The organism is Aeromonas veronii (assembly GCF_040215105.1).
GTDB lineage: Bacteria > Pseudomonadota > Gammaproteobacteria > Enterobacterales > Aeromonadaceae > Aeromonas > Aeromonas veronii_G.
Window position 1 is genome coordinate 4,542,595 of the sequence record NZ_CP157875.1, and the last position, 24,027, is coordinate 4,566,621.

The following is a 24,027-nucleotide window of genomic DNA, read 5'->3' on the forward strand; positions in this document are numbered from 1 at the left end:
AGATTGTCATGTCCCGTCTGCTGTTATCCGGCCTGTTTGCCGCCGGCCTCTTCTTCGCCCTGCCCGCCAGCGCCGCCTCGGGCTGCATGCTGTTTGCCGACGGCAACGGCAAGCCCACCAGCAAAGAGGGGGACTGCGCCAGCCAGCTGCCCCCCGCCTCCACCTTCAAGATCCCGCTGGCACTGATGGGGTATGACAGCGGCTTCCTGGTGGATGAACAACTGCCCGCCCTGCCGTTCAAACCGGGGGATGCCGACTTTCTGCCAGAGTGGCGGGAGACCACCACCCCGAGCCGCTGGATGCAGTATTCCGTCATCTGGTACTCCCAGCGCCTCACCGAGTGGCTGGGGATGGCACGCCTGCAGCACTATGTGGATGCCTTCGACTACGGCAACCGGGATCTTTCCGGCAACCCTGGCAAACACGATGGTCTGACCCAGGCCTGGCTCAGCGCCAGCCTCGCCATCAGCCCGGAAGAGCAGGCCCGTTTCCTCGGCAAGATGGTGAATGGCAAGCTGCCGGTCTCCGCCCAGACCCTGACACACACCGGCACCCTCATGCGTCAGCCGGATATCGATGGCTGGCAGATCCACGGCAAGACAGGCATGGGCTACCCCAAGTTGCTGGATGGGACTCTCAACCGGGAGCAGCAGATCGGCTGGTTCGTCGGCTGGGCCAGCAAGCAGGACAAGAAGCTCATCTTCGTCCATACCGTCATCCAGAAGCCGGGCAAGCAGTTCGCCTCCCTCAGGGCCAGGGACGAGGTCTTTGCCGCGCTTCCTGCACGGCTGAAACAGATGCAATGAGATGCATGAACCGGCGCCAGGCGCCGGTTTTTTTATCCCCCTTCACCCTGACTTCACAGAACCTCATTCCCTCTTCACCCAGACCAGTCACCATGCCCCTCATCAACAAGGAGAGGCGTCATGGTCAAACAAATACTCACCCACAAGGTCGTCATGCTGCTGTTGCTCAGCCTGCTGCTGATGATCCCGGTACACTCCATCATGGAGCTGAACCGGGAGCGGCAGGCCTATCGCAGCCAGGCCATCCACAGCATCATGGCCAGCAGCAGCGGGCCGCAGCGACTGATAGGGCCTGTGCTGGTGCAACCCTATACCCGATCCGTCACCGTCGAGCAGGATGGCAAGCGCTTCGTGCGTACTGAGCAGGTCTATCGTTATCTGCTGCCGGAGCAGCTGGAGGTGCGGGCCAGCATGGAGGTCACTCCGCGCAAGCTCGGCATCTATCAGGCGCAGGTGTATCAGACCCGGCTCTCCCTCTCCGGCAATCTGCCCACGGATCTCGACGACAAGCCGCTGGTCAGCAGCACCCAGGACGCGCGCGACGGATCCGACCCCAGCCTGATCCCGGGCAAGCCCTACCTCAGCCTGGTGCTGTCCGATGCCCGCGGCATCAACAGCGTCCCCGAACTGCAACTGGGAGAGGCGCGCATCCCCTTCGCCCCCGGCGCCCAGCTGGGAGGCACCATGGCAGGCATCCATGCCCCGCTCGCGGCGCTACCCACCGGGAACGGTCGCTTCCATATCGAGCTGGATCTGCAGGGAATGAATGCGCTGGACGTCGTGCCCCTGGGTCAGGACAGCCAATTCAACCTGAGCGGCAACTGGCCGCATCCGAATTTCATCGGTGACTTCTTGCCGGGCAAGCGATCCCTCGATCAGCAGGGATTCGAGGCCAGCTGGCAGACCAGCTGGTTCGCCACCGACATGGAGAGCCGCTTCAGCCGTCTGATGGAGGGATCGGGAGGCAAGCTGCCGAGTTTCAGCGTCAGCCTGGTGCAGCCGGTGGATCACTATCAACTGAATGAGCGGGCCGCCAAGTATGCGCTGCTGTTCATCGGCCTCACCTTCCTCAGCTTCTTCATGTTCGAGCTGCTCAAGGGGCTCAGAGTGCATCCGATCCAGTACGCCCTGGTGGGCATGGGACTGATCGTCTTCTACCTGGTGCTGCTGGCGCTGACTGAACATATCGGCTTTGCCTGGGCCTATCTGGCCGCCGCCCTGGCCAGCGTCGCCCTCAACGGCTTTTATCTCAGTCATGTGCTGGGGGGAGCCCGACAGGGGCTGGGATTTGCAGTGCTATTAGGGCTGGTTTACAGCATATTGTTCGGATTATTGCAGGCAGAAGAGATAGCTCTGCTGCTCGGAGCCCTGCTGCTGTTCGCCGTACTGGCGCTGATCATGGTGCTGACCCGCAAGCTCGACTGGTACCAGCTGACGGAGCGCCCTCCGCAACCCTGATAAATAACAGCGGCGCCCTTGGGCGCCGCTGTTATTTCATTGATCGGGCATCACTTCTTCTTCACCGGGCGAGCCCAGTTCTTGATGTGACGCTGGGGCACCCGGGTGATGACCAGTTCATTCTCAGCCACATCCTTGGTGATGGTGGAACCCGCCCCCAGGGTCGCCCCCTTGCCGATGCGCACCGGTGCCACCAGCTGGGTATCGGAGCCGACGAAGACGTCATCCTCGATGATGGTCTGGAACTTGTTCACCCCATCGTAATTGCAGGTGATGGTGCCGGCACCGATGTTCACCTTGGCGCCAACCTCGGCATCCCCCAGATACGTCAGATGACCACACTTGGAGCCCACCCCGAGCCGGGCCTTCTTCATCTCGACGAAGTTGCCGACATGGGCATCCTGCTCCAGCACGGCACCGGGGCGCAGACGGGCGAAGGGACCTACGGAGCACTGATCCGCCACCAGAGCCCCTTCGATGACGGAGTAAGGCTTCACCTCGCTGTGATCGCCAATCTCGCAATCCTTGAGCACGCTGCCGGCACCGATGTGCACGTGGTTGCCGAGCTTCACCTTGCCTTCGATGATGACGTTCACGTCGATCACCACTTCTTCCCCGATCTCGAGAGTACCGCGCAGATCGAAACGGGCCGGATCGATCAGGGTGGCGCCGGCAATCATCAGGCGCTCGGCCTGCATCTGCTGGTAGCTGCGCTCGAGCTGGGCCAGTTGCACCCGGTTGTTGGCCCCTTCCACTTCCATGGCGTTGTCCGGGTGGACGGCGGCAATGGGGCAGCCATCGCCGTGGGCCATGGCAATGACGTCGGTGAGGTAGAACTCCCCCTGGGCATTCTTGTTGTCCAGCCGGGATAGCCAGCTGCGCAGCTGCGCGCCCTTGGCCACCAGCACACCGGTATTCACCTCGCGGATGGCGAGCTGCTCGGGGTTGGCATCCTTCTGCTCGACGATGCCGACCACCAGGCCGTTTTCCCGCACGATGCGGCCATAGCCAGTGGGGTTGTCCAGCACCACGGTCAGCAGGGCCATGCCGTCGTCAGCCTTGGCGGCCAGCAGGCGCTGCAGCGTCTCTGGCTGGATCAGCGGGGTGTCGCCGTACAGTACCAGCACGTCGTCTTCATCCTGCCAGAACGGGATGGCCTGGGCGACGGCGTGGCCGGTCCCGAGCTGCTGCGCCTGCAGCACCCAGTTCAAGTCCGGCGCGGCGATCCGCTCCTTGAGCAGTTCGGCACCGTGGCCGTAGACCAGGTGCAGTTGCTCGGCACCAATCTGGCGCGCGGTCTCGATGACATGGGAGACCATGGGCTTGTTGGCGACGGGGTGCAGCACCTTGGGGAGGACAGAACGCATACGAGTACCTTTACCCGCAGCCAGGATCACGACGTTGAGAGACATAGCCAGCCTTTGAAACATGAGGAAATGCTGGGCGGAGTCTATCCAACGGGCAAAAAAAAAGCGACCCGAAGGTCGCTTTTTGCATCACCGCCCTTAGCGGTAATTCTTTTTGACGATATCGATAACCCGCAACTGGGCCATCGCTTTCGCCAGCTCGGCAGATGCCTGAGCGTAGTCGATATCACCATGGGAGCTGTTGATCCGCTCTTCGGCACGACGCTTGGCTTCCTGGGCTTTCGCCTCATCCAAGTCGTTGGCACGAATGGCGGTATCGGCCAGCACGGTCACGGCTTCGGGTTGTACTTCCAGCATGCCGCCGGAGATGTACAGCACCTCTTCGCTACCATTTTGCTTGATCAAGCGGACCAGGCCCGGCTTGATGGCAGTCAGCAGCGGAGCATGACCGTGGCGGAGACCCAGCTCACCTTCGGAGCCTGATACCTGAGCAGATTGCACCCTACCGGAAAACAGTTTCCCTTCGGCGCTCACCACATCCAGGTGAAAGGAGATCATCTCAGCCATGGGCCCTCCTATCGAGGCTTACAGTTTCTTGGATTTCTCGACGACTTCGTCGATGCTACCAACCATGTAAAACGCCTGCTCGGGCAGATCGTCGTACTCGCCTTTCAGGATGCCCTGGAAACCACGGATGGTCTCTTTCAGCGGCACGTATTTGCCAGAAGAACCGGTAAATACTTCAGCCACGAAGAACGGCTGGGACAGGAAACGCTCGATCTTACGGGCACGGGCTACGGTCAGTTTGTCTTCTTCTGACAGTTCATCCATACCCAGGATGGCGATGATGTCCTTCAGCTCCTTGTAGCGCTGCAGTACGGTCTGGACACCACGAGCGGTCTCGTAGTGCTCCTTGCCTACCACCAGCGGATCCAGCTGACGGGAGGTGGAATCCAGCGGGTCAACGGCCGGGTAGATACCCAGTGCCGCGATCTGACGGGACAGTACGACGGTCGCATCCAGGTGGGCGAAGGTGGTCGCCGGAGACGGGTCGGTCAAGTCATCCGCAGGGACGTAAACGGCCTGTACGGAGGTGATGGAACCGGTCCGGGTGGAGGTGATACGTTCCTGCAGAACACCCATCTCCTCGGCCAGGGTCGGCTGGTAACCTACTGCGGAGGGCATACGGCCCAGCAGTGCGGATACTTCAGTACCGGCCAGGGTGTAACGGTAGATGTTGTCCACGAAGAACAGTACGTCACGACCTTCGTCACGGAACTTCTCGGCCATGGTCAGACCGGTCAGCGCCACGCGCAGACGGTTTCCGGGCGGCTCGTTCATCTGACCGTAAACCAGAGATACTTTGTCCAGTACGTTGGACTCCATCATCTCGTGGTAGAAGTCGTTACCCTCACGGGTACGCTCACCCACACCGGCGAACACAGAATAACCGCTGTGCTCGATGGCGATGTTACGGATCAGCTCCATCATGTTGACGGTCTTGCCTACACCGGCACCACCGAACAGACCGACCTTACCACCCTTGGCGAACGGACATACCAGGTCGATAACCTTGATGCCGGTCTCCAGCAGCTCGGTGCTGTTGGACTGATCTTCGTAGCTGGGGGCTTCGCGGTGGATGGACCAACGCTCTTCTTCGCCGATCGGACCCTTCTCATCGATGGGGTCGCCCAGTACGTTCATGATACGACCCAGGGTCGAGGTACCGACCGGTACCTGGATGGCCTTGCCGCTGTTAACTACTTCCAACCCACGACGCAGACCGTCGGAGGAACCCATGGTGATGCAACGAACGACGCCGCCGCCGATCTGTTGCTGAACTTCCAGTACCAGACCCTGGCCTTGGCCTTCGCTGATGACTTTCAGTGCATCGTACACCTGGGGCACGGCGTCTTGCGGGAACTCGATGTCCACTACAGCGCCGATGATTTGGACGATGAAACCGTTACTCATGTCAAATCCTCTAAACCTTTGATAACCCTTGCCTTACACCGCAGCAGCACCGGATACGATCTCTGTCAATTCCTGGGTAATACTGGCCTGACGGGCCTTGTTGTACACCAGTTGCAGATCGTTAATCAGGTTACCGGCGTTGTCAGTCGCGGCTTGCATGGCAACCATTCGGGCTGCCTGTTCACTGGCCAAGTTTTCTACCACACCCTGGTAGACCTGGGACTCGACGTAGCGAATCAGCAGGGCATCCAGCAGTTGCTTGGGATCCGGCTCATAGAGGTAATCCCAGTGGTTCTTCTTGTTCAGTTTGCTGTCTTCAGTTACGGGCAAAGGCAGCAGTTGATCGACTTTTGGTTGCTGAACCATGGTGTTGACGAACTTGTTGTACACCAGGTACAGCCTGTCAATCTCACCGTTGTCGTAAGCCTTCAGCATGACCTTGACTGAACCAATCAGGTCATTGACGCTCGGGCTGTCACCCAGTCCGGAGACATGGGCTTTCACCTTGGCGCCGTGCCGCTCAAAGAAGCTGGAGGCCTTGTTACCGATCAGTGCCAGGTCAACCTGGGCACCTTTCGCGCTCCATTGCTTCATATCGTTGAGGGCAGCCTTGAACAGGTTGATGTTCAAACCGCCACACAGGCCACGGTCGGTGGAGACGACGATGTAACCCACTCGCTTGACCTCACGTTCGATGAGGTAGGGGTGCTTGTATTCCAAGTTCCCCTGAGCGATATGGCCGATCACCTTGCGCATGGTTTCAGCGTACGGACGGCTGGCAGACATGCGTTCCTGCGCACGGCGCATCTTGCTTGCTGCCACCATTTCCATAGCGCTGGTGATCTTCTGAGTGTTCTTCACACTCCCGATCTTGTTACGTATCTCTTTTGCGCCGGCCATCTCTTCTCTCCATCAGGTGGCAGCTTGCGCTGCCACACACGCTTACCAGGTCTGGGTTGCCTTGAAGTCATCCAGCAACGCAGTCAGCTTGCCAACGATCTCGTCGTTGTAGTCGGCCTTGGCATTGATGTCAGCCATCAGCGAACCATGCTGGGTATTGGCGTAAGAGAGCAGAGCGGCTTCGAAGTCGACGATCTTGTTCAGTTCGACATCGGCGAGATAACCCTTCTCGGCAGCGAACAGCACCAGTGCCTGCTGAGCTACGCTCATCGGGGAGTACTGCTTCTGCTTCATCAGCTCGGTTACTTTCTGACCGTGATCCAGCTGCTTGCGAGTCGCGTCGTCCAGGTCGGAAGAGAACTGGGCGAAAGCCGCCAGCTCACGATACTGAGCCAGTGCGGTACGAATACCACCGGACAGTTTCTTCACGATCTTGGTCTGAGCGGCACCGCCCACACGGGATACGGAGATACCCGGGTCAACCGCCGGACGAATACCGGAGTTGAACAGCTGGGAGGTCAGGAAGATCTGACCATCGGTGATGGAGATCACGTTGGTCGGAACGAACGCTGACACGTCACCGGCCTGGGTTTCGATGATCGGCAGGGCGGTCAGGGAACCGGTCTGGCCTTTCACTTCGCCATTGGTGAACTTCTCTACGTACTCGGCGTTGACACGAGCAGCACGCTCCAGCAGACGGGAGTGCAGATAGAAGACGTCACCCGGGTAAGCTTCACGTCCAGGCGGACGGCGCAGCAGCAGGGAGATCTGGCGATAGGCAACGGCCTGCTTGGACAGGTCGTCATAGATGATCAGTGCATCTTCACCGCGGTCACGGAAGTACTCACCCATGGAGCAGCCGGCGTAAGGAGCCAGGTACTGCAGGGCAGCCGCTTCAGACGCAGAGGCAACCACCACGACGGTGTTGGCCAGGGCGCCGTGCTCTTCCAGCTTGCGCACCACGTTGGCGATGGTGGAGGCCTTCTGGCCAATCGCAACGTAGACACACTTAATGCCGGAATCTTTCTGGTTGATGATTGTATCGATCGCGATGGCGGTCTTACCAACCTGACGGTCACCGATGATCAGCTCACGCTGGCCACGACCGATAGGGATCATGGCATCGATGGCTTTCAGGCCGGTCTGGACTGGCTGGTCAACAGACTTACGCTCGATAACGCCAGGTGCGATGACTTCAATCGGCGAGAAGCCATCGTTGTCGACCGGGCCTTTACCGTCGATCGGCTGACCCAGGGTGTTGACCACCCGGCCCAACAGACCACGACCGACCGGCACTTCCAGAATGCGGCCAGTCCCTTTGACTTTCATCCCTTCCGCCAGGTTGGCATAGGGACCCATTACTACGGCACCAACGGAGTCACGCTCCAGGTTCAATGCCAGAGCGTAGCGGTTGCCCGGCAGCTCGATCATCTCACCTTGCATGGCATCGGCCAGGCCGTGGATACGAATGATACCGTCACTTACGGAGACGATGGTACCTTCGTTACGCGCTTCGCTTTTCACATCAAACTGCGCAATGCGCTGCTTGATCAGCTCGGCGATTTCAGTGGAATTCAGTTGCATGCTCTAATACCCCAATCAAGATTGCAGCGCATCGGCCATGCGATCCAGCTTACCGCGGACAGTACCGTCGATAACCAGATCACCGGCCTTGATGAGCACCCCGGCCATCAAGGACGCATCGGTGCTGCAATTCAGCTTCACTTTGCGCGCGAGACGTTGTTCCAGAGAAGCCTGAATATTGGCTTTCTGCTGGTCGGTCAGTTCGATCGCCGAAATCACGTCAGCCTGAACTTCTTTGTCCAGTTCAGCCTTGAGCGCTACAAATTCAGCAACGACCGCCGGCAGCACACCCAAGCGACCATTCTCGGCCATCACCCGGATCAGGTTCTGACCATGCTCGTCGAGCTGCTCACCGCAGACGCTCACAAACAATTTTGCAAGCTCTTCGGCAGCCACAGAGCCGTTTACCAGGTTGTGGATGGTCTCGTTCTTCACTACTTCCGCAGCGAAGCCGAGCATCCCCAGCCACTGGTCAACCGCCTTGTGCTCAACGGCAAACTCGAAAGCAGCCTTGGCGTAGGGGCGAGCGATTGTAGTCAGTTCAGACATAGCCCCGTTCCCGTTACAGTTCTGCTACCAGTTTGTCGACGATGTCGCTGTTGGCAGCCTGGTCGATTTGGCGTGCCAGGATCTTCTCTGCACCCGCGATGGCAAGAGCAGCAACCTGCTTGCGCAGTTCTTCTTTGGCACGATGACGTTCAGCTTCGATCTCTGCACGGCCCTGAGCCAGGATTTTTTCCCGCTCAGCTTGGGCTCCAACAGCGGCCTCATCGATGATCTGTGCCTTGCGTTTGTTGGCCTGATCGATGATTTCGGCAGCCTGAAGCTTGGCTTCTTTCAGCTGATCGGTGGCGTTGGCCTTGGCCAAATCCAGATCTTTCTTGGCACGTTCTGCAGAAGATAGGCCGTCAGCGATTTCTTTCTGACGGGCTTCGATGGCAGCGATCAGCGGCGGCCATACGTACTTCATGCAAAATACTACGAAGATGAAAAAAGCAACTGCTTGGCCGAGGAGGGTGGCGTTGATATTCACAGCCGATGTCCTCTTAAGTTAGTTAATGGGTTCTGCGTGAGTCGTCACGACGACTTAGGCAACCGCAAACATCACATACAGACCCAGACCAACGGCGATCATCGGGATCGCATCCACCAGACCCATCACGATGAAGAACTGGGTACGCAGAACAGGGATCAGGTCAGGCTGACGAGCTGCACCTTCCAGGAACTTGCCACCCAGGATACCGATACCGATGGAGGCGCCGATAGCCGCCAGACCCATCATCATTGCAGCAGCGATGTACAGCAGGTCCATGTTCAAGTTTTCCATGAGGATCTCCATTTATTTAGATGTAATTGATTGTATAAAAAGGATTATTTGAGTTGCATCATCAATGGTCTTCTTGTGCCATCGACAGATAGACGATGGTCAGAACCATGAAGATAAACGCCTGCAAAGTGATGATCAGGATGTGGAAAATTGCCCAAGGCACGGACAGGATCCACTGTGACCACCAGGGTAACAAACCCGCAATCAGGATAAAGATCAGTTCGCCAGCATACATGTTGCCGAACAGTCGCAGACCCAATGAAACAGGCTTGGAAATCAACGTGACGGTTTCAAGGATGAAGTTAACCGGGATGGCAGCCGGGTGATTGAAAGGCTGAAGCGTCAGCTCCTTCACGAACCCGCTGATACCCTTGACCTTGATGCTGTAATACAGGATCAAGAAGAACACGCCCAAAGCCATGGACATGGTGATGTTAACGTCAGCAGAGGGAACCACACGCAGATAGGGAACACCCATCAACTGTGCAGCGTGAGGGATAAAGTCAACGGGGATCAGATCCATCAGGTTCATCAGGAAGATCCACACAAACACCGTCAGGGCCAGAGGTGCGATGACCTTGTTGCGACCATGAAAGATGTCTTTGACGTTACCATTCACAAACTCGACCAGCATCTCCACAAAGCACTGCAGCTTACCGGGCACACCGCTGGTAGCCTTGACGGCCACACTGCGGAACAACCAGATAAACAGGGCGCCTAGCACGACGGAAAATATCATTGAGTCGATATTCACCGTCCAGAACCCGGACCCTACTTGCAGATGGGTCAGGTGGTGGGAGATATATCCCTGAGGAGTCAGGACTTCTCCGGTTGCAGACATGAGTTTTCCTAATAGTGGTTGTTAAGCGTGAATGAAACTATCCACTGTACAACGAGGGCGAGGATATAAGTGGCGAAGAACGAGACTGTGTTGACCTCGATCCCGGAGCCAAACACCAGGGCGAAAAGTCCTGCTGTAGTAACGAGCTTAATCCCTGCCCCACCATAAAAGTCCCCCAACACCAGGCCCACACTCTCCTTCGTCACCTTGCGGCGCAGAACCCAGAGCGTGAACAGAGCCTGAGGAACCCAGTACATCCCCCCTCCGTAGAGAGAGGATTGTCCGGCGAACGGACCCTCCAGATAAAACCAGACGGTACTGATCGCCAGGATCAGGATGAGCTGACAAACGAGCATAGCCATGGCTAGCGTCAAACCTTCCAAGGCTCTTTTCTGTTTCACCAACCTACCCCTGAACATTACAGAACTGTAAAAAATCGGGATCCGAAGACCCCGCGTTCACAGCTCGAAAAGCCGGTCAAATTATACCCGTGAAGACAGCTATTGCAACACGGCAAAAATCCTTAATTTTTGCGGCTTTCCGTGCAGAATTAAGGTTATGTTCATAACGAAAGGAATGGATGTTTTATTACTACAAAAAGCGTAAAAATCACGATTCTGACAGGCCGAAATAGCACAGTATACGGTCCAAATCCGCTAAGTTATCGTAACTTATTACTAACTTGCCGCTATCCTGCTTACCCTGCTGAAGTTGCACCTGATTACCAATTTTTTCTGAAATCTGGCGCTCGATGTAACCAAATTGAGGATCACGGACGGGCTCAACCTTGGTTTTTGCCGGTTCCAGGGTCTTTTGCACCAGTTTCTCGGTATCTCGCACGGTCAGCCCCTTCTGGGCCACCAGTTTGGCCAGTTCGGACTGGGCCGAACCGCTCAGCGCCAACAGGGCGCGGGCATGGCCCATGTCGAGATCCCCGTGCTCGACGAAACGCTTCACGTCTTCGTTGAGCTGATTGAGCCGCAGCAGGTTGGTTACCGTGGTGCGGGACTTGCCCACCGCCTCGGCGACCTGCTGATGGGTCAATTCAAACTCGGTCAGCAGCCGCTGCAGGGCAACCGCCTCTTCGATGGCGTTGAGGTCTTCGCGCTGGATATTCTCAATCAGCGCGATGGCCACAGCCGCTTCGTCAGGTACGTCCTTGACCAGGCAAGGGACGACCTCGAGCCTGGCGAGCTGGGAAGCACGCCAGCGCCGTTCACCAGCGATGATCTCGAAGCGGTTCTCCCCGATCGCACGGACGACGATGGGTTGGATCACTCCCTGTGCCCGGATGGAGTTGGCCAGATCCTCCAGCGCATCCTGCGACATATCCTTTCGCGGCTGGTACTTGCCGGACTGCAACCACTCCACCGGCAGCTTGCGCAGCTCACCCTGGTTGGTGGGGGCCATGGCCTGCTCGGTACGCTGATCGCTCATCACCTGTTTCTGGCGAGCGGCCGTGCTGGTGCTGAGCAGGGCATCCAGTCCCTTGCCCAGTCCACGTTTCTTCGGAGTCATAGGCTCTCTCGGTCTGCGGTGATCGGCTGGCACTCCTGCTCCTGGCGGCGCAGGATCTCGCCTGCCAGCGCCAGATAGGCCTTGGCCCCCACCGATGATTTGTCATAGTGCATGGCCGGCGCACCGAAGCTCGGCGCCTCCGCCAGTCGTACGTTGCGAGGAATGATGGTGCGATAGACCCGGTCGCCAAAATGCTGTTTCAGCTGATCGGACACATCATTGGCCAGGCGGTTGCGGTGATCGAACATGGTGCGCAGCACCCCCTCGATCTTCAGCTCGGGATTCACCACGGCGGCCAGTTTGCTGATGGTATCCACCAGGGCGGTGAGCCCTTCCAGCGCGTAGTACTCGCACTGCATGGGCACCAGCACGGAGTCGGCGGCGGCCATTGCGTTGACGGTCAGCATGTTGAGAGAAGGGGGGCAATCGATGAAGACGTAGTCGTATTTGTCCCGCACCGAGGCCAGCGCGTTGCGCAGGCGGATCTCGCGGGCAAAGAATTCCATCAGGCGGATTTCGGCCGCCGTGACGTCGGCATTGGCGGCGATGAGGTGATAGCCCCCCGAGGTCTCGGGAATGATCACCTCGCCGATGGGAGCATCGTCGATCAGCAGTTCATAGGCGGTGCGTTCGACTTCGTACTTGTCGACCCCGCTGCCCATGGTGGCATTGCCCTGCGGATCCAGATCGATCACCAGCACCTTGCGCCGGGTAGCGGCCATGGAGGCGGCCAGATTCACACAGGTGGTGGTTTTCCCCACTCCACCCTTCTGGTTGGCTATGGCAATGACTTTTCCCACACTATCCCCTAAATGAATGCGGCGGCCCTATTCGGGCTGAATGGCTTTAAACTCCAGCAGATGGCGCTCGCCGTCCAGCTCCGGCACCACCAGCTTATGGGTGGCGACCAGTTGAATGCTGGCGGGCAACTGGTCCAGCTCCTGCTCGGGGAATTGCCCCTTGAGCGCCAGGAAGCCGCCGTCTGCCGAGGGCAGATGATGACACCAACCCAGCATGTCCTCCAGCGAGGCGAAGGCCCGGCTCAGTACCCCATCAAATCCGGTCTCGGGCTGATACTCCTCGACCCGGGATTTGACCGGCGTCACATTGGTCAGCCCCAGCTCCAGGATTACCTGACGGATGAAGTTGATCCGCTTGCCCAAGCTGTCGAGCAGCACGAACTGCTTGTCCGGATTGATGATGGCGAGCGGCAGTCCCGGCAGACCGGGACCCGTGCCCACATCGATGAAACGTTCACCCTTGAGGTGGGGGCTCACCACCAGGCTGTCGAGAATGTGCTTGACCAGCATGGCGTCCGGCTCGCGCACCGAGGTGAGATTGTAAGCCTTGTTCCACTTGTGCAGCAACTCGACCAGACGAACCAACTGACTCTTTTGGGTATCAGTGATAACAATACCGGCCTGCATGAGCAGGCCGTTCAGTCTTTCCAGCATGTTTTCCAACGGGGAATTCCTCAGGCGGTTTTGCGCAGCAAACCGTGCTTTTTCAGGTGAACCAGCAGAATGGAGATGGCGGCCGGGGTGATGCCGGAGATGCGGGAGGCCTGACCTATGGTCTCTGGCTTGGCATCGTTGAGCTTGGCGATCACCTCGTTGGAGAGGCCGTTCACATCGCGGTAGTTCATGTCCAGCGGCAACAGGGTGTTCTCGTTGCGAAGCTGCTTCTCCACCTCGTCGTGCTGACGCTCGATGTAGCCGGCGTATTTGATCTGGATCTCCACCTGATCGGCTGCGGCAGGATCCGCCAGCGCCGGACCCACCCCATCGATGGCCATCAGCGCATCATAGGTCACCTCGGGACGACGCAGCAGCTCTTCCAGGCTCTGCTCGCGGGTGAGCGGGGTGTTGACCAGGGCATTGACCGCTTCCAGCGACGGATGCTGCGGGTGGATCCAGGTCGAACGCATCCGCTGGCGCTCCTGCTCCACCAGTTCCATCTTGGCGTTGAACTTGCTCCAGCGCTCATCATCCACCAGACCCAGCTCGCGACCGATCGCGGTCAGACGCAGGTCGGCGTTGTCTTCCCGCAGCAGCAACCGGTATTCGGCGCGGCTGGTGAACATGCGATACGGCTCGCGAGTCCCCAAGGTGGAGAGATCGTCCATCATCACGCCCATGTAGGCCTGATCCCGGCGTGGGTGCCAGGCTTCCTTGCCCTGAGCGCGCAGACCGGCGTTGAGACCGGCCATCAGACCCTGGGCGGCAGCTTCTTCATAGCCCGTGGTGCCGTTGATCTGGCCGGCGAAGAACAGGTTTTCGATGCACTTGCTCTCCATGTTCGCCTTGAGATCCCTGGGATCGAAGAAGTCGTACTCGATGGCGTAGCCGGGACGAGTGATGTGGGCATTCTCGAAACCGCGGATCGAACGGACGATCTGCACCTGCACATCGAACGGCAGGCTGGTGGAGATCCCGTTTGGATAGAGTTCGTGGGTAGTCAGCCCCTCCGGTTCCACGAAGATCTGGTGCGCCGTCTTGTCGGCAAAACGGGTGATCTTGTCTTCGATGGACGGGCAGTAGCGCGGGCCTATCCCCTCGATCACTCCGGCGTACATGGGGCTGCGATCCAGATTGTTGCGGATCACTTCGTGGGTCTGCTCGTTGGTATGGGTGACATAGCAGGGGACCTGACGCGGGTGCAGGCTGGCATCGCCGATGAAGGAGAAGACGGGACGGGGATTGTCACCGTGTTGCTGCTGCATGACGGAAAAATCGACGGTGCGGGCATCGATGCGCGGCGGCGTGCCAGTCTTGAGTCTGTCGATGCGCAGCGGCATTTCCCGCAGGCGCTGGGCCAAGGCGATCGAGGGAGGATCCCCGGCGCGGCCGCCTTTGTAGTTATCCATGCCGATATGGATCAAGCCATTCAGGAAGGTGCCTACGGTGAGCACCACCGTCTTGCCGCTGATGCGGATCCCGCTCTGGGTGACCACGCCGGCAACCCGATCCCCGTCCATGACGAGATCATCACAGGCTTGCTGGAAGATCTTCAGGTTCGGATAGTTCTCCAGCGTCTGGCGTACCACGGCCTTGTAAAGCAGACGATCCGCCTGCGCACGGGTGGCACGCACGGCCGGGCCCTTGGAGGAGTTGAGGGTACGGAACTGGATCCCGCCAAGATCGATGGCTTGCGCCATGATCCCGCCGAGGGCGTCAACTTCCTTGACCAGGTGTCCTTTACCGATCCCGCCGATCGCCGGGTTGCAAGACATGTGTCCCAGGGTATCGATGTTGTGAGTCAGCAACAGCGTATTAAGGCCCATACGGGCAGCCGCTGTGGCAGCTTCGGTGCCTGCGTGACCGCCACCGACGACGATCACATCAAATTGTTCATGGTATTGCATTGGGATCACCTTGATCTGCACGCCTGAAGATCTTTGTTTGCCTGGTCTGGAGGGCGGATCATTCTATCCGTTTCGTATCCTGAGGGGAACGTCTAGTTCGGGATCAGTATGGATCAAGGATCCGCTAAATAGATCTTAAGGATCTTTAGATCGATCTTTTATTGGATCTTTTATTAGGATCCGCCGTTTCTGTTGATAAGCACTTTTTGATCATAAAGATCATCTGGTTAGAGCCGATCCCAGCTTGTGGAAAAGCTTGGATCCCAGCCCCCTGAACTGGGGGATAACCAGGGGTTTTATTCACAAATAGAAACTGAATTGGATCTCATACATGAATAACTATAGGTTTTTCAGCGTTTAACCCTATGGTTATGCACAGGCGATCCGGTTTTATTTCTCGATCCGGTAGAAAGCCCGGTTCAGGCAGAGCTGTTAATAACCTGGTGGATAGGGATCTGGGGATAAGCGGGGAGATCAGGTGTGACGAGACGGATCTCCCCCTCGTATTTATGCGATCAATGCCATCCAGTCCTGGATCCAGGCTTCGGCGGCATCTTCCGGAATTTCATGCTGGGTCACGTCGATCTCGAGGCGATCCCCGATCCGGTTGGCGCCACACTCTCTCAGCAGGCTATCCAGAGTCTTGCCGCCCTGGCAGAAGGTGTCATAGCTGCTGTCACCCAAGGCAATGACACCATATTTCAACCCACCGAGATCCGGTCGCTGCTCGGCAAGATCCTTGGCGAAGGGCTGCAGGTTGTCGGGGACATCGCCGGCACCATGGGTGGAGGTGATCACCAGCAGGATCGTATCCGGCTCTGCCAGCACATCGGTCAGGTTGGCCGGGTTGTGGATCCTGGATTGATGTCCGCCCTGTTCCAGCAGACTGGCAACATGATCGGCGACATATTCGGCGGCCCCCAGCATGGAGCCGACGACGAGATTGAGTTTGGCCATGGAATGGATCCTGAATAATACGGAAAACGCGGAACCGGGATTCTAACGCCAAAAGATGTGGATAAATATGGATAAAGCTTGGGGATAAGGATCCTTTCGTCTTTGAACGATGAAAATCCTCCTTGTCACCGATGTTTTGCTCCCCTCGGCTCCCTTCACCGTTGGTTGTATACATACGAACCCCGGCGTTCAAAAAAACACCGTATCGATACGTTTGGTAACAATGCAGATGCAAACGATTAGCAATTAATGAATCGATTCGATCACGGCTCTTGTAGTAGCATGACGGTGATTTATTCGCCTAAGGAGTCGGGCAAACCGGCAGGATTGGGCACCCATAATAAGAAACCAGAAATAACTCTATTTATTTGAGACACTTAATATGATTGCGCAAAAAAATTTCCCCTACGCAGTGATGCGAAAGAGAGTGGTGCTGCCTCTCTCCTGTTTGTTGGCTGGTCTGCCGGTTCTGGCTGCCGAACAAGCTGAAAAAGAGCTGCCCAAGGCGAGCGAGACCATGGTGGTGACCGCCAACGCGATGAAGGTCGAAGTGCCCATGGCCGAGACTCCGCGTGCCGTCTCCGTGGTCAATCGCGAGGAGATGGATCAGCATGCCGTGCAGCAGCTCGATGAGTCCGTGCGTTACCGCTCCGGCGTGCTTACCGGCCTCTATGGTTCGGACAACAACACCAACTGGTTCAAGGTGCGGGGCTTCGATGCAGCTCAATATTTGGATGGCAACCGCCTGTTCAGCACCGGTTACTACGTATGGACCCCCGAGACCTTCGGTCTGGAGAGCGTGGAAGTCCTCAAGGGGCCTGCCTCCATCCTCTACGGCGAGGCTCCTCCCGGCGGCGTGATCAACTCCGTGACCAAGCGTCCGACCGCCACCCCGCAGGGGTTGGTCGATGTGCAGCTTGGCAACCGGGATCTGCGTCAGGTCGGCATCGATTTCTCCGACGATCTGACCGACAACAGCCGCTACCGCATGGTTGCGCTCTATAAGGAGCGTGATGGCGTGCTGGATGGCACCTACAACGAGCGTGCCTACCTGGCGCCGAGCGTCACCTTGGATATCTCGGATCGTACCAGCCTCACCCTGCTGGCCAGCTTCCTGCACGATGAAGGGGTGCCGACCAACGGCTTCTTCCCCGTCTACGGCACCCTGAATACCGAGGGTGGCCAGATCGATCCCAGCACCAACCTGAGTCAGCCGGATTACGATCGCAACCGCAACACCCAGATCTCCGCCGGTTATGAGCTGTCCCATCAGTTCAACAACACCTGGGAGTTCAAGCAGAACGTCCGCTTCAACTACAACGATCTGCTGCTGCGTCAGACCTATATCTTCCCGACCTATCAAGGCACCACCGCCTTCCGTGGCCTGATCTACCGTGACGGCGACACCAAGAGCATCACCATGGACAACCAGATGGTGGGTTACTGGAACACGGATCGTACCGAGCAGACCCTGCTGATGGGGATCGATCTGCAGCGTCACGTGAACGAGGGGGTCGAGGCTGACAACTATGGCATGGGTTCTATCGACACCATGCATCCGGATTACAGCGGCTTCCCTGGCTTCGATGAGTCCACTGCGACTTATCAGAAGAACACCAAGGGTCAGAGCGGCCTCTATGCCCAGCATCAGATCCGCTGGGATGACCGCTGGCTGCTGACTGCCGGTGGTCGCTTCGACTATGTGGAGACCCACAACATCAGCGAAGCCACCAGCAAGAACGAGAAGCAGTATGATGACAACCTCTCGCTCTCCGGCAGCCTGATGTACCTGTTCGACAACGGCATCTCCCCTTACTTCGCCTATGCGGAGTCCTTCGAGGTGCTGCCGGGGATCGACCCGAACACCAAGAGCTCCTACAAGCCGCTGGAAGGCAAGCTGTACGAGACCGGCATCAAGTATGCGCCGAGCTTCCTCGATGGTTACATCAACCTGGCCCTGTTCGATCTGGAACAGACCAACTCCCTGGTCTCCACCGGTTCCGGCCAGCAGACCCAGGCCGGTGAAGTCACCTCCCAGGGTGTGGAACTGGAAGGCAGCGTGCAGGCCACCGAAGCGCTGCGTCTGACCGCTGCGTATACCTATACCGATGCCAAGACCAATGACACCGGCAACGGTGACCGTCGTGCCAGCCTGATCCCGCGTCACCAGGCCTCCTTCTGGGGCAACTACAAGGTGCAGCAGGGTCCGGTCTCCGGTCTGGAAGTGGGTACCGGGGTGCGTTACATCGGCTCCAGCGTTGGCATAGGCGCGGTCGATGCCAACTACAACCCCATCTATGGTTCTGCCGAAGTGCCGGCCCAGACTGTGTGGGATGCGATGATCGGGTATGACTTTGCCAAGAACTGGCGGGCCCAGGTCAACGTCAACAACCTGCTGGACGACACCTATGTCGCAAGCTGTGACTACTACTGCTACTACGGTGAGGAGCGCAGCATAGTCGGCTCCATCAACTACCGCTGGTAAGATACAAGGCGGGCGGGGGCATGAGCTCCCGCCCTCTTTCTTTTTGTACGCAGGCCCGTCATGGAACTCTTGTCACTGGTTTACCGCCAATATCGTTGGCCCTTCATCGCCATCACCTTGCTCAGCCTGCTCAGTGCAGTCAGCGGTATAGGTGTTATTGCATTTATCAATCAATCACTTATCGAATCAGTTGGGGATCCGCTACCGATCCTTGGCCAACTGATCGGCCTCATTCTGCTGCTGCTGGTGATCACGCTAGGCGCCCAATTGGGCCTGACCACCCTCGGTCACCACTTCGTCTATCGCTTGCGCGGCCGGCTGCTCAAGCAACTGCTGGATACCGACGTCGCCCGCATTCGCCAGATAGGGCAGGGGCCGCTGCTGGCCTCTCTGTCCAGCGACATCGGCCAGATCACCATCGCCTTCGTGCGTCTGCCCGAGCTGGTGCAGGGGCTGGTGCTTACCATTGGCTCCGCCCTCTATCTCGGCTGGCTCTCCCCATCCCTGCTGGTCGTCACCGCCCTCTGGGTGACCTTCACCATGGTGGTGGGCTGGTTGCTGGTCAACCGCGTCTATCGCCACCTGTCGCGCATGCGCCTGGCCGAAGACAAGCTCTATCAAAACTATCAATCCATCATCGCCGGCAGCAAGGAGCTGGCGCTCAACCGCGAGCGCGCTCACTTCGTCTACCACCAGCTCTATGAGCGCAATGCGAAGGAGTATCGCCAGGAGATCATCCGTGCCGACACCTATCACCTGAGCGCGGTGAACTGGTCGAACATCATGATGCTGGGGGCCATCGGCCTGGTCTTCTTCCTGGCCAACGGGCTGGGATGGGCCAATACCAATGTGGCCGCCACCTTCGCCCTGACCCTGCTGTTCCTGCGTACTCCGCTGCTGCAGGGGATCGGTGCCCTGCCAACCCTGATCTCCGCCCAGGTGGCGTTTGACAAGATTGCGACCCTGACCCTGGCCTCGCCGGATCCCGACTTCCCGCTGCCGCCTGCGCCCCGAGCCTGGCAGCGGATCCAGCTGGAGGAGGTGAGCTTTCACTATCAGGGGGAGGGCGGTTTCGCGGTCGGTCCGGTCAATCTCACCATCGAGAAGGGGGAGCAGATCTTCATCATCGGTGGCAACGGATCCGGCAAGTCGACCCTGGCCATGCTGCTGACCGGGCTCTATCAGCCCGTCTCTGGCCGGATCCTGCTGGATGGCGAACCCATCCAAGATCGCAACGCCTATCTGGCGCTCTTCTCCGCCATCTTCACCGACTATCACCTGTTCCAGCACCTGCTGGGCCCAGAGCCCAGGCAGGCGCTGATGGATGAGTGGCTGGAGCGGCTGCAGATGGGCAGCAAGCTGGTGATTGAGCAGGACTTTATCACCAACATCGAGCTCTCCCAGGGGCAGCGCAAGCGGGTTGCCTTGCTGCTGGCCCTGGCGGAGCAGCGGGACGTGATGCTGTTTGACGAATGGGCCGCGGATCAGGATCCCCAGTTCCGCCGCATCTTCTATCAGGTGCTGCTGCCGCGCCTCAAGGAGATGGGCAAGACGGTGATCGCCATCAGCCACGACGATCTCTATTTCCCCTTGGCCGACCGCCTGCTGGAGATGCGCCAGGGCCAGCTCACCGAGCTGACCGGTGAACGGCGGGAGCAGGTGAGCCGGGATGCCGTCGCCCATCTGGACAGCGACGTGCCGGTCTGATGCCGGCACCGACAGACTGGCATCAGACCAGCACAGGAACAGCTTATGTTTGAGATGAAATCCGCCAGCTTCGCGGTCAATGACCGCCAACTGCTGCAACCGACCGATCTGCGCTTCGAGCAGGGTCAGGTCTATGGCCTCATCGGTCACAACGGATCGGGCAAATCCACCCTGCTCAAGTTGCTGGCTCGCCAGCAGCCCTTGAGCGGCGGCGAGATCCTGTTTGACGACAAGCCGCTGAGTGACTGGAGCAATCGGGACTTCGCCCGCCAGGTCGCCTATCTGCCCCAGCATCTGCCGAGTGCCGAGAGCCTGCTCGGCCGCGAACTGGTGGAGATGGGGCGCTATCCCTGGCGCGGATTGCTGGGGCGGATGCGGGAGGAGGATCACCGCCAGGTGGATCAGGCCATCACCCTCACCCACACCGAAGCGTTCGCGGATCGGCTGGTGGATACCCTTTCCGGCGGGGAGCGTGGTCGGGTCTGGCTGGCCATGCTGCTGGCCCAGGAGAGCCGCTTCATTCTGCTGGACGAACCGCTGGCCGCGCTGGACGTGGCCCATCAGGTGGAGGTGCTCACGCTCGTCAGGCAGTTGAGCCGTCAGCTCAACCTGGGGGTCATCATCGTCATCCACGACATCAACATGGCCTCCCGCTTCTGCGATCAGCTGGTGGCGCTGCACGGTGGCCGGTTGCTGGTTCATGGCGAGCCCTCGCACATCATGACCAGCGAGACCCTGCAGGCCATCTACGGCATCCCCATGGCCGTGATACGCCACCCGGCCCACGATCACAACATCGCCATCATCTGAGCGGGGGCCCGATGCGTCTATTGAAGAAAACGGGCTGGCTCTGTTGTCTGCTGGCCCCCCTGGTGGTGCAGGCCGAGCTGGCATCCGCTGATACCCGGCACGATACAGTCGTCGTGCAGGAGACTCCCCGCATCGCCACCGTCGACTGGACGGTCGCGGAGACCCTGCTGGCCCTCGGCGTCACGCCGCTGGCCATGGGGGATGTCGGTTCCTACCGTGCCTGGGTGGACGTGCCCAGGCTGCCCGCCGAGGTGGTGGATATCGGCCTGCGCATGCAACCCAACCGCGAACTGCTGGCGGAGCTCAAGCCGGATCTCATCCTCATCTCGCCGCTGATGGCGTCGCTGGAACCCACCTTGTCCCAGATAGCACCGGTGAAATCCATCACTCTCTATGAGCCGGATACGGATCTGTGGCAGCGGCTGCACGAGGCGACCCTGACCATCGCCGCCCTGGTGGGCAAGACCACGGAAGCTGAGCGTCAGCTCGCCACCCTGGATCGGGATCTCGATCAGATGAAGACACAACTGCCCGGGGATCTTCCACCCCTGTTGCTGGTGCAATTCATCGATGAGCGCCATGTACGGGTGTTTGGCCGCCACAGTCTGTTCGACGCCGTGCTGCAACGGCTGGATCTGCGCAATGCCTGGCAGGGGGAGACCAATGCCTGGGGCTTCTCCGTGGTGAGTCTGGAGCAGTTCATCTCCCTGCCGACGGCCAGGCTGGTGGTCATCGACCCCATTCCGGTGGGGGTGAGTGAGCGCTTGCAGGAGCCCGGTCTCTGGCAACATCTGCCGCTGGTGAAGGAGGGCAAGGTCGTGCACCTGCCCGCCGTCTGGAGCTTTGGTGGCCTGCTGGCCGCCCGCCGTTTCGCCGATCTGCTGAGCGAGGCCCTGCAGAGGGAGTCCGCATCCGGCCTGACCACCCAGGGAGCCCTTCAATGAATCAGATTCTTCCCGTCTCCTTGCTGCGCCCCGGCCTGGCCCTGCTGCTGCTGACCCTGGCACTGGCTGGCTGGGATCTGGCGCACCAGCTGCCGGATTCGCTCTGGTGGCAATCCCTCTTCTCGCCGCAGCTGGACGATGCCCGGCAGGCGCTGGTCCACTTCAGCTGGCTGCCGCGCCTCGCCGTCTGCCTGCTGGCCGGCGCTTCGCTGGGCCTGGCCGGTACGCTGCTGCAGCAAGTGCTGCGCAATCCGCTCGCGTCACCGACGACCCTGGGGGTCTCCTCGGGTGCCCAGCTGGCGTTGATGGCGGTGACCCTGTTTGCCCCGAGCTGGCTGCTGGTGGGGCGCGAGTGGATCGCCATGGCAGGGGGGAGCCTCGCCATGGGGCTGGTCTTTGCCCTGGCCTGGCGCCGTCAGCTCAATCCCGTGGTCATCGTCTTCGCGGGGCTGGTGATCAACCTCTATCTGGCAGCCCTGAGCCTGGGGCTGCTGCTGTTTTTCCAGGAGGAGCTCAAGGGGCTGCTGGTGTGGGGCAGCGGCTCCCTGGCCCAGACCAGCTGGAGCGGTGTCACCTACCTGCTGCCACGGCTGCTGATGGCCGCCGTACTGGCGGCGCTGCTGGCTCGCCCGCTGGCGGTGCTGGAGCTGGATGATGCCAGTGCCCGCAGCCTGGGGGTTTCCCTCAAGCACCTGCGCCTCGGCGGGCTCGCGCTCGCCGTCTTCCTCACCGCCTGCGTGGTGAGCGTGGTGGGGATCATCGGCTTCGTCGGGCTGGCGGCTCCCGTCCTGGTGCGCATGCTGGGGGTGAGGCGGCTCGGCCTGCGCCTGTTGTGGGCGCCGGTGCTGGGAGCCCTCTTGCTGACGGCCACCGACCTGCTGCTGCAATCCCTGACCCGCTTCTGGCCGGTGTTGATCCCGACGGGGGCCATGACGGCCCTGCTGGGGGCGCCGCTGCTGCTCTGGCTGATCCCCCGTCTCACCTTCAAGTCGGTGACGCCGAGGGGGGCCAGCGGGTTGACGGTGGCGCGGCATCCGGCTCCCGGGCGCTTCGTTGCCTGGCTGGGGATCGGGCTGTTGCTCGCCATGCTGGCCTCTCTGCTGTTTGGTCAGGGGATGCATGGCTGGAGCTGGCCGAGCTGGATCCGGTGGGAAGCCCAGCTGGAGTGGCGCCTGCCTCGAACCCTGGCGGCGGGGGCGGCCGGTGTGCTGCTGGCGCTGGCGGGGACCCTGCTGCAGCGGGTCAGCAACAACCCCATGGCGAGCCCCGAGCTGCTCGGGGTGAGCGGCGGTACCTTCATGGGGGTGATCGCCACCGCCTTGCTGCTGCCGACCCTGCCGCTGGCCATGATCCCCCTGGGGGGCGTGCTGGGGGCCTTCGGCAGCCTGTTGCTGCTGGTGGTGATCAACCGCAAGAACGGCTTCCAACCGGAGCGGATCCTGCTGACCGGTATCGCCATCGCGGCTCTGTTTGAACCGCTGCAGGCCATCGCGCTGGCCAACGGCAATCTGCGGGTGCAGCAACTGCTCTCCTGGATGTCCGGTTCCACCTATTACGTCACCCAGCCGGTGGCCGTGGCGCTGGCCGTGCTGGCGCTGGTGATGCTGGGCGTCTGTCTGCTGGTGAGCCGCTGGCTGGATCTGATGCCCATGGGGCCGGCGGTGGCGACGGCGCTGGGGGTTCGCCTCAGCCGTGCCCAGCTGACTATCCTGCTGCTGGTGGCCGTGCTGACCGCCAGTGCGACCATGGTCATCGGGCCGCTCTCCTTCGCCGGCCTGCTGGCACCACACATGGCCAGACTGATGGGGCTGGTGCGGGCGCGCTGGCACCTGCTCGGTGCCGCGGGTTGCGGGGCCTTGTTGATGGTGTCGGCGGACTGGGTTGGTCAACAGATCCTGTTCCCGCAGGAGGTGCCGGTCGGCCTGGTCTCCACCCTGTTGGGAGGCGCTTACTTCATGTGGTGCCTGCGGCGGCTTTAAGGGTGT

At 59.7% G+C, this 24,027-nt stretch carries 22 protein-coding genes; 7 read left to right on the forward strand and 15 right to left on the reverse strand.

Annotated features, from left to right (window positions below; genetic code table 11):
• Positions 1 to 8 precede the first annotated feature (8 nt).
• Both blaOXA and creD read left to right on the forward strand, forming a co-directional pair.
• Positions 9 to 806: a class D beta-lactamase gene (gene blaOXA / locus ABNP46_RS21000; RefSeq protein ID WP_349920419.1), complete on the forward strand. Its 798-nt coding sequence runs from the start codon at positions 9 to 11 to the stop codon at positions 804 to 806.
• A 120-nt stretch (positions 807 to 926) separates the two neighbouring features.
• Positions 927 to 2,264: a cell envelope integrity protein CreD gene (gene creD / locus ABNP46_RS21005; RefSeq protein ID WP_349920420.1), complete on the forward strand. Its 1,338-nt coding sequence runs from the start codon at positions 927 to 929 to the stop codon at positions 2,262 to 2,264.
• A 50-nt stretch (positions 2,265 to 2,314) separates the two neighbouring features.
• Here the strand turns inward: creD and glmU are convergent, their stop codons facing one another.
• From glmU to mioC, 15 genes are all read right to left on the reverse strand, one after another.
• Positions 2,315 to 3,676, reverse strand: a complete 1,362-nt coding sequence (glmU, locus tag ABNP46_RS21010; RefSeq protein WP_349920421.1) for a bifunctional UDP-N-acetylglucosamine diphosphorylase/glucosamine-1-phosphate N-acetyltransferase GlmU — start codon at positions 3,674 to 3,676, stop codon at positions 2,315 to 2,317.
• Positions 3,677 to 3,769: 93 nt separating this feature from the next.
• On the reverse strand, positions 3,770 to 4,198 hold the full coding sequence (locus tag ABNP46_RS21015; protein ID WP_349920422.1) for a F0F1 ATP synthase subunit epsilon: 429 nt from the start codon (positions 4,196 to 4,198) through the stop codon (positions 3,770 to 3,772).
• Positions 4,199 to 4,216: 18 nt separating this feature from the next.
• Positions 4,217 to 5,605, reverse strand: a complete 1,389-nt coding sequence (atpD, locus tag ABNP46_RS21020; RefSeq protein WP_349920423.1) for a F0F1 ATP synthase subunit beta — start codon at positions 5,603 to 5,605, stop codon at positions 4,217 to 4,219.
• Between the two features lie 33 nt (positions 5,606 to 5,638).
• Entirely contained in the window at positions 5,639 to 6,505 is an 867-nt protein-coding gene (gene atpG, locus ABNP46_RS21025) for a F0F1 ATP synthase subunit gamma (RefSeq protein ID WP_349920424.1), read from the reverse strand.
• Positions 6,506 to 6,547: 42 nt separating this feature from the next.
• Positions 6,548 to 8,089, reverse strand: coding sequence for a F0F1 ATP synthase subunit alpha (atpA, locus tag ABNP46_RS21030; RefSeq protein WP_349920425.1), 1,542 nt, complete (start codon positions 8,087 to 8,089; stop codon positions 6,548 to 6,550).
• A 15-nt stretch (positions 8,090 to 8,104) separates the two neighbouring features.
• Positions 8,105 to 8,638, reverse strand: a complete 534-nt coding sequence (gene atpH / locus ABNP46_RS21035) for a F0F1 ATP synthase subunit delta (protein WP_349920426.1) — start codon at positions 8,636 to 8,638, stop codon at positions 8,105 to 8,107.
• Positions 8,639 to 8,651: 13 nt separating this feature from the next.
• Complete coding sequence (gene atpF, locus ABNP46_RS21040; protein ID WP_139437153.1) at positions 8,652 to 9,122, reverse strand: F0F1 ATP synthase subunit B; 471 nt, start codon at positions 9,120 to 9,122, stop codon at positions 8,652 to 8,654.
• A gap of 54 nt (positions 9,123 to 9,176) precedes the next feature.
• Positions 9,177 to 9,416: a F0F1 ATP synthase subunit C gene (gene atpE / locus ABNP46_RS21045; RefSeq protein WP_010672265.1), complete on the reverse strand. Its 240-nt coding sequence runs from the start codon at positions 9,414 to 9,416 to the stop codon at positions 9,177 to 9,179.
• Between the two features lie 61 nt (positions 9,417 to 9,477).
• Entirely contained in the window at positions 9,478 to 10,257 is a 780-nt protein-coding gene (atpB, locus tag ABNP46_RS21050) for a F0F1 ATP synthase subunit A (protein WP_349920427.1), read from the reverse strand.
• An 8-nt stretch (positions 10,258 to 10,265) separates the two neighbouring features.
• Complete coding sequence (locus ABNP46_RS21055; RefSeq protein ID WP_349920428.1) at positions 10,266 to 10,676, reverse strand: ATP synthase subunit I; 411 nt, start codon at positions 10,674 to 10,676, stop codon at positions 10,266 to 10,268.
• Between the two features lie 190 nt (positions 10,677 to 10,866).
• A complete protein-coding gene (locus ABNP46_RS21060; protein WP_349920429.1) occupies positions 10,867 to 11,775 on the reverse strand; it encodes a ParB/RepB/Spo0J family partition protein in 909 nt (302 codons plus the stop codon).
• Positions 11,772 to 12,575 carry a ParA family protein gene (locus ABNP46_RS21065; RefSeq protein WP_349920430.1) on the reverse strand — a complete coding sequence of 268 codons (804 nt, stop codon included), beginning with the start codon at positions 12,573 to 12,575 and terminating at the stop codon, positions 11,772 to 11,774. The genes ABNP46_RS21060 and ABNP46_RS21065 overlap by 4 nt, the downstream gene beginning before the upstream one ends.
• A 27-nt stretch (positions 12,576 to 12,602) precedes the next feature.
• On the reverse strand, positions 12,603 to 13,229 hold the full coding sequence (gene rsmG / locus ABNP46_RS21070) for a 16S rRNA (guanine(527)-N(7))-methyltransferase RsmG (RefSeq protein ID WP_349920431.1): 627 nt from the start codon (positions 13,227 to 13,229) through the stop codon (positions 12,603 to 12,605).
• Between the two features lie 20 nt (positions 13,230 to 13,249).
• A complete protein-coding gene (mnmG, locus tag ABNP46_RS21075) occupies positions 13,250 to 15,139 on the reverse strand; it encodes a tRNA uridine-5-carboxymethylaminomethyl(34) synthesis enzyme MnmG (protein WP_349920432.1) in 1,890 nt (629 codons plus the stop codon).
• A 507-nt stretch (positions 15,140 to 15,646) separates the two neighbouring features.
• Positions 15,647 to 16,096 (reverse strand): FMN-binding protein MioC, encoded by a 450-nt coding sequence (gene mioC / locus ABNP46_RS21080; protein ID WP_349920433.1) that lies wholly within the window; start codon positions 16,094 to 16,096, stop codon positions 15,647 to 15,649.
• A 382-nt stretch (positions 16,097 to 16,478) separates the two neighbouring features.
• On the opposite strand from mioC, the gene ABNP46_RS21085 reads away from it, so the two are divergent.
• From ABNP46_RS21085 to fhuB, 5 genes are read left to right on the forward strand one after another with little or no spacing between them, the layout of a single operon-like run.
• Entirely contained in the window at positions 16,479 to 18,581 is a 2,103-nt protein-coding gene (locus ABNP46_RS21085) for a TonB-dependent siderophore receptor (protein ID WP_349920434.1), read from the forward strand.
• A gap of 60 nt (positions 18,582 to 18,641) precedes the next feature.
• Positions 18,642 to 20,288: a multidrug ABC transporter permease/ATP-binding protein gene (locus ABNP46_RS21090; protein WP_349920435.1), complete on the forward strand. Its 1,647-nt coding sequence runs from the start codon at positions 18,642 to 18,644 to the stop codon at positions 20,286 to 20,288.
• Between the two features lie 45 nt (positions 20,289 to 20,333).
• Positions 20,334 to 21,098: an ATP-binding cassette domain-containing protein gene (locus ABNP46_RS21095; protein ID WP_349920436.1), complete on the forward strand. Its 765-nt coding sequence runs from the start codon at positions 20,334 to 20,336 to the stop codon at positions 21,096 to 21,098.
• A gap of 11 nt (positions 21,099 to 21,109) precedes the next feature.
• The gene (locus ABNP46_RS21100; RefSeq protein ID WP_349920437.1) at positions 21,110 to 22,042 is read left to right on the forward strand and encodes an ABC transporter substrate-binding protein; all 933 of its coding nucleotides are present in this window, start codon (positions 21,110 to 21,112) and stop codon (positions 22,040 to 22,042) included.
• Positions 22,039 to 24,021, forward strand: coding sequence for a Fe(3+)-hydroxamate ABC transporter permease FhuB (fhuB, locus tag ABNP46_RS21105; RefSeq protein ID WP_349920438.1), 1,983 nt, complete (start codon positions 22,039 to 22,041; stop codon positions 24,019 to 24,021). The genes ABNP46_RS21100 and fhuB overlap by 4 nt, the downstream gene beginning before the upstream one ends.
• Positions 24,022 to 24,027 lie beyond the last annotated feature (6 nt).

Bases quoted from the DNA above. Each gene is read 5' to 3' on its own strand.
- blaOXA (WP_349920419.1), top strand. From the start codon at position 9: ATGTCCCGTCTGCTGTTATCCGGCCTGTTTGCCGCCGGCCTCTTCTTC.
- creD (WP_349920420.1), top strand. From the start codon at position 927: ATGGTCAAACAAATACTCACCCACAAGGTCGTCATGCTGCTGTTGCTC.
- glmU (WP_349920421.1), bottom strand. From the start codon at position 3,676: ATGTCTCTCAACGTCGTGATCCTGGCTGCGGGTAAAGGTACTCGTATG.
- ABNP46_RS21015 (WP_349920422.1), bottom strand. From the start codon at position 4,198: ATGGCTGAGATGATCTCCTTTCACCTGGATGTGGTGAGCGCCGAAGGG.
- atpD (WP_349920423.1), bottom strand. From the start codon at position 5,605: ATGAGTAACGGTTTCATCGTCCAAATCATCGGCGCTGTAGTGGACATC.
- atpG (WP_349920424.1), bottom strand. From the start codon at position 6,505: ATGGCCGGCGCAAAAGAGATACGTAACAAGATCGGGAGTGTGAAGAAC.
- atpA (WP_349920425.1), bottom strand. From the start codon at position 8,089: ATGCAACTGAATTCCACTGAAATCGCCGAGCTGATCAAGCAGCGCATT.
- atpH (WP_349920426.1), bottom strand. From the start codon at position 8,638: ATGTCTGAACTGACTACAATCGCTCGCCCCTACGCCAAGGCTGCTTTC.
- atpE (WP_010672265.1), bottom strand. From the start codon at position 9,416: ATGGAAAACTTGAACATGGACCTGCTGTACATCGCTGCTGCAATGATG.
- atpB (WP_349920427.1), bottom strand. From the start codon at position 10,257: ATGTCTGCAACCGGAGAAGTCCTGACTCCTCAGGGATATATCTCCCAC.
- ABNP46_RS21055 (WP_349920428.1), bottom strand. From the start codon at position 10,676: ATGTTCAGGGGTAGGTTGGTGAAACAGAAAAGAGCCTTGGAAGGTTTG.
- ABNP46_RS21060 (WP_349920429.1), bottom strand. From the start codon at position 11,775: ATGACTCCGAAGAAACGTGGACTGGGCAAGGGACTGGATGCCCTGCTC.
- rsmG (WP_349920431.1), bottom strand. From the start codon at position 13,229: ATGCTGGAAAGACTGAACGGCCTGCTCATGCAGGCCGGTATTGTTATC.
- mnmG (WP_349920432.1), bottom strand. From the start codon at position 15,139: ATGCAATACCATGAACAATTTGATGTGATCGTCGTCGGTGGCGGTCAC.
- mioC (WP_349920433.1), bottom strand. From the start codon at position 16,096: ATGGCCAAACTCAATCTCGTCGTCGGCTCCATGCTGGGGGCCGCCGAA.
- ABNP46_RS21085 (WP_349920434.1), top strand. From the start codon at position 16,479: ATGATTGCGCAAAAAAATTTCCCCTACGCAGTGATGCGAAAGAGAGTG.
- ABNP46_RS21090 (WP_349920435.1), top strand. From the start codon at position 18,642: ATGGAACTCTTGTCACTGGTTTACCGCCAATATCGTTGGCCCTTCATC.
- ABNP46_RS21095 (WP_349920436.1), top strand. From the start codon at position 20,334: ATGTTTGAGATGAAATCCGCCAGCTTCGCGGTCAATGACCGCCAACTG.
- ABNP46_RS21100 (WP_349920437.1), top strand. From the start codon at position 21,110: ATGCGTCTATTGAAGAAAACGGGCTGGCTCTGTTGTCTGCTGGCCCCC.
- fhuB (WP_349920438.1), top strand. From the start codon at position 22,039: ATGAATCAGATTCTTCCCGTCTCCTTGCTGCGCCCCGGCCTGGCCCTG.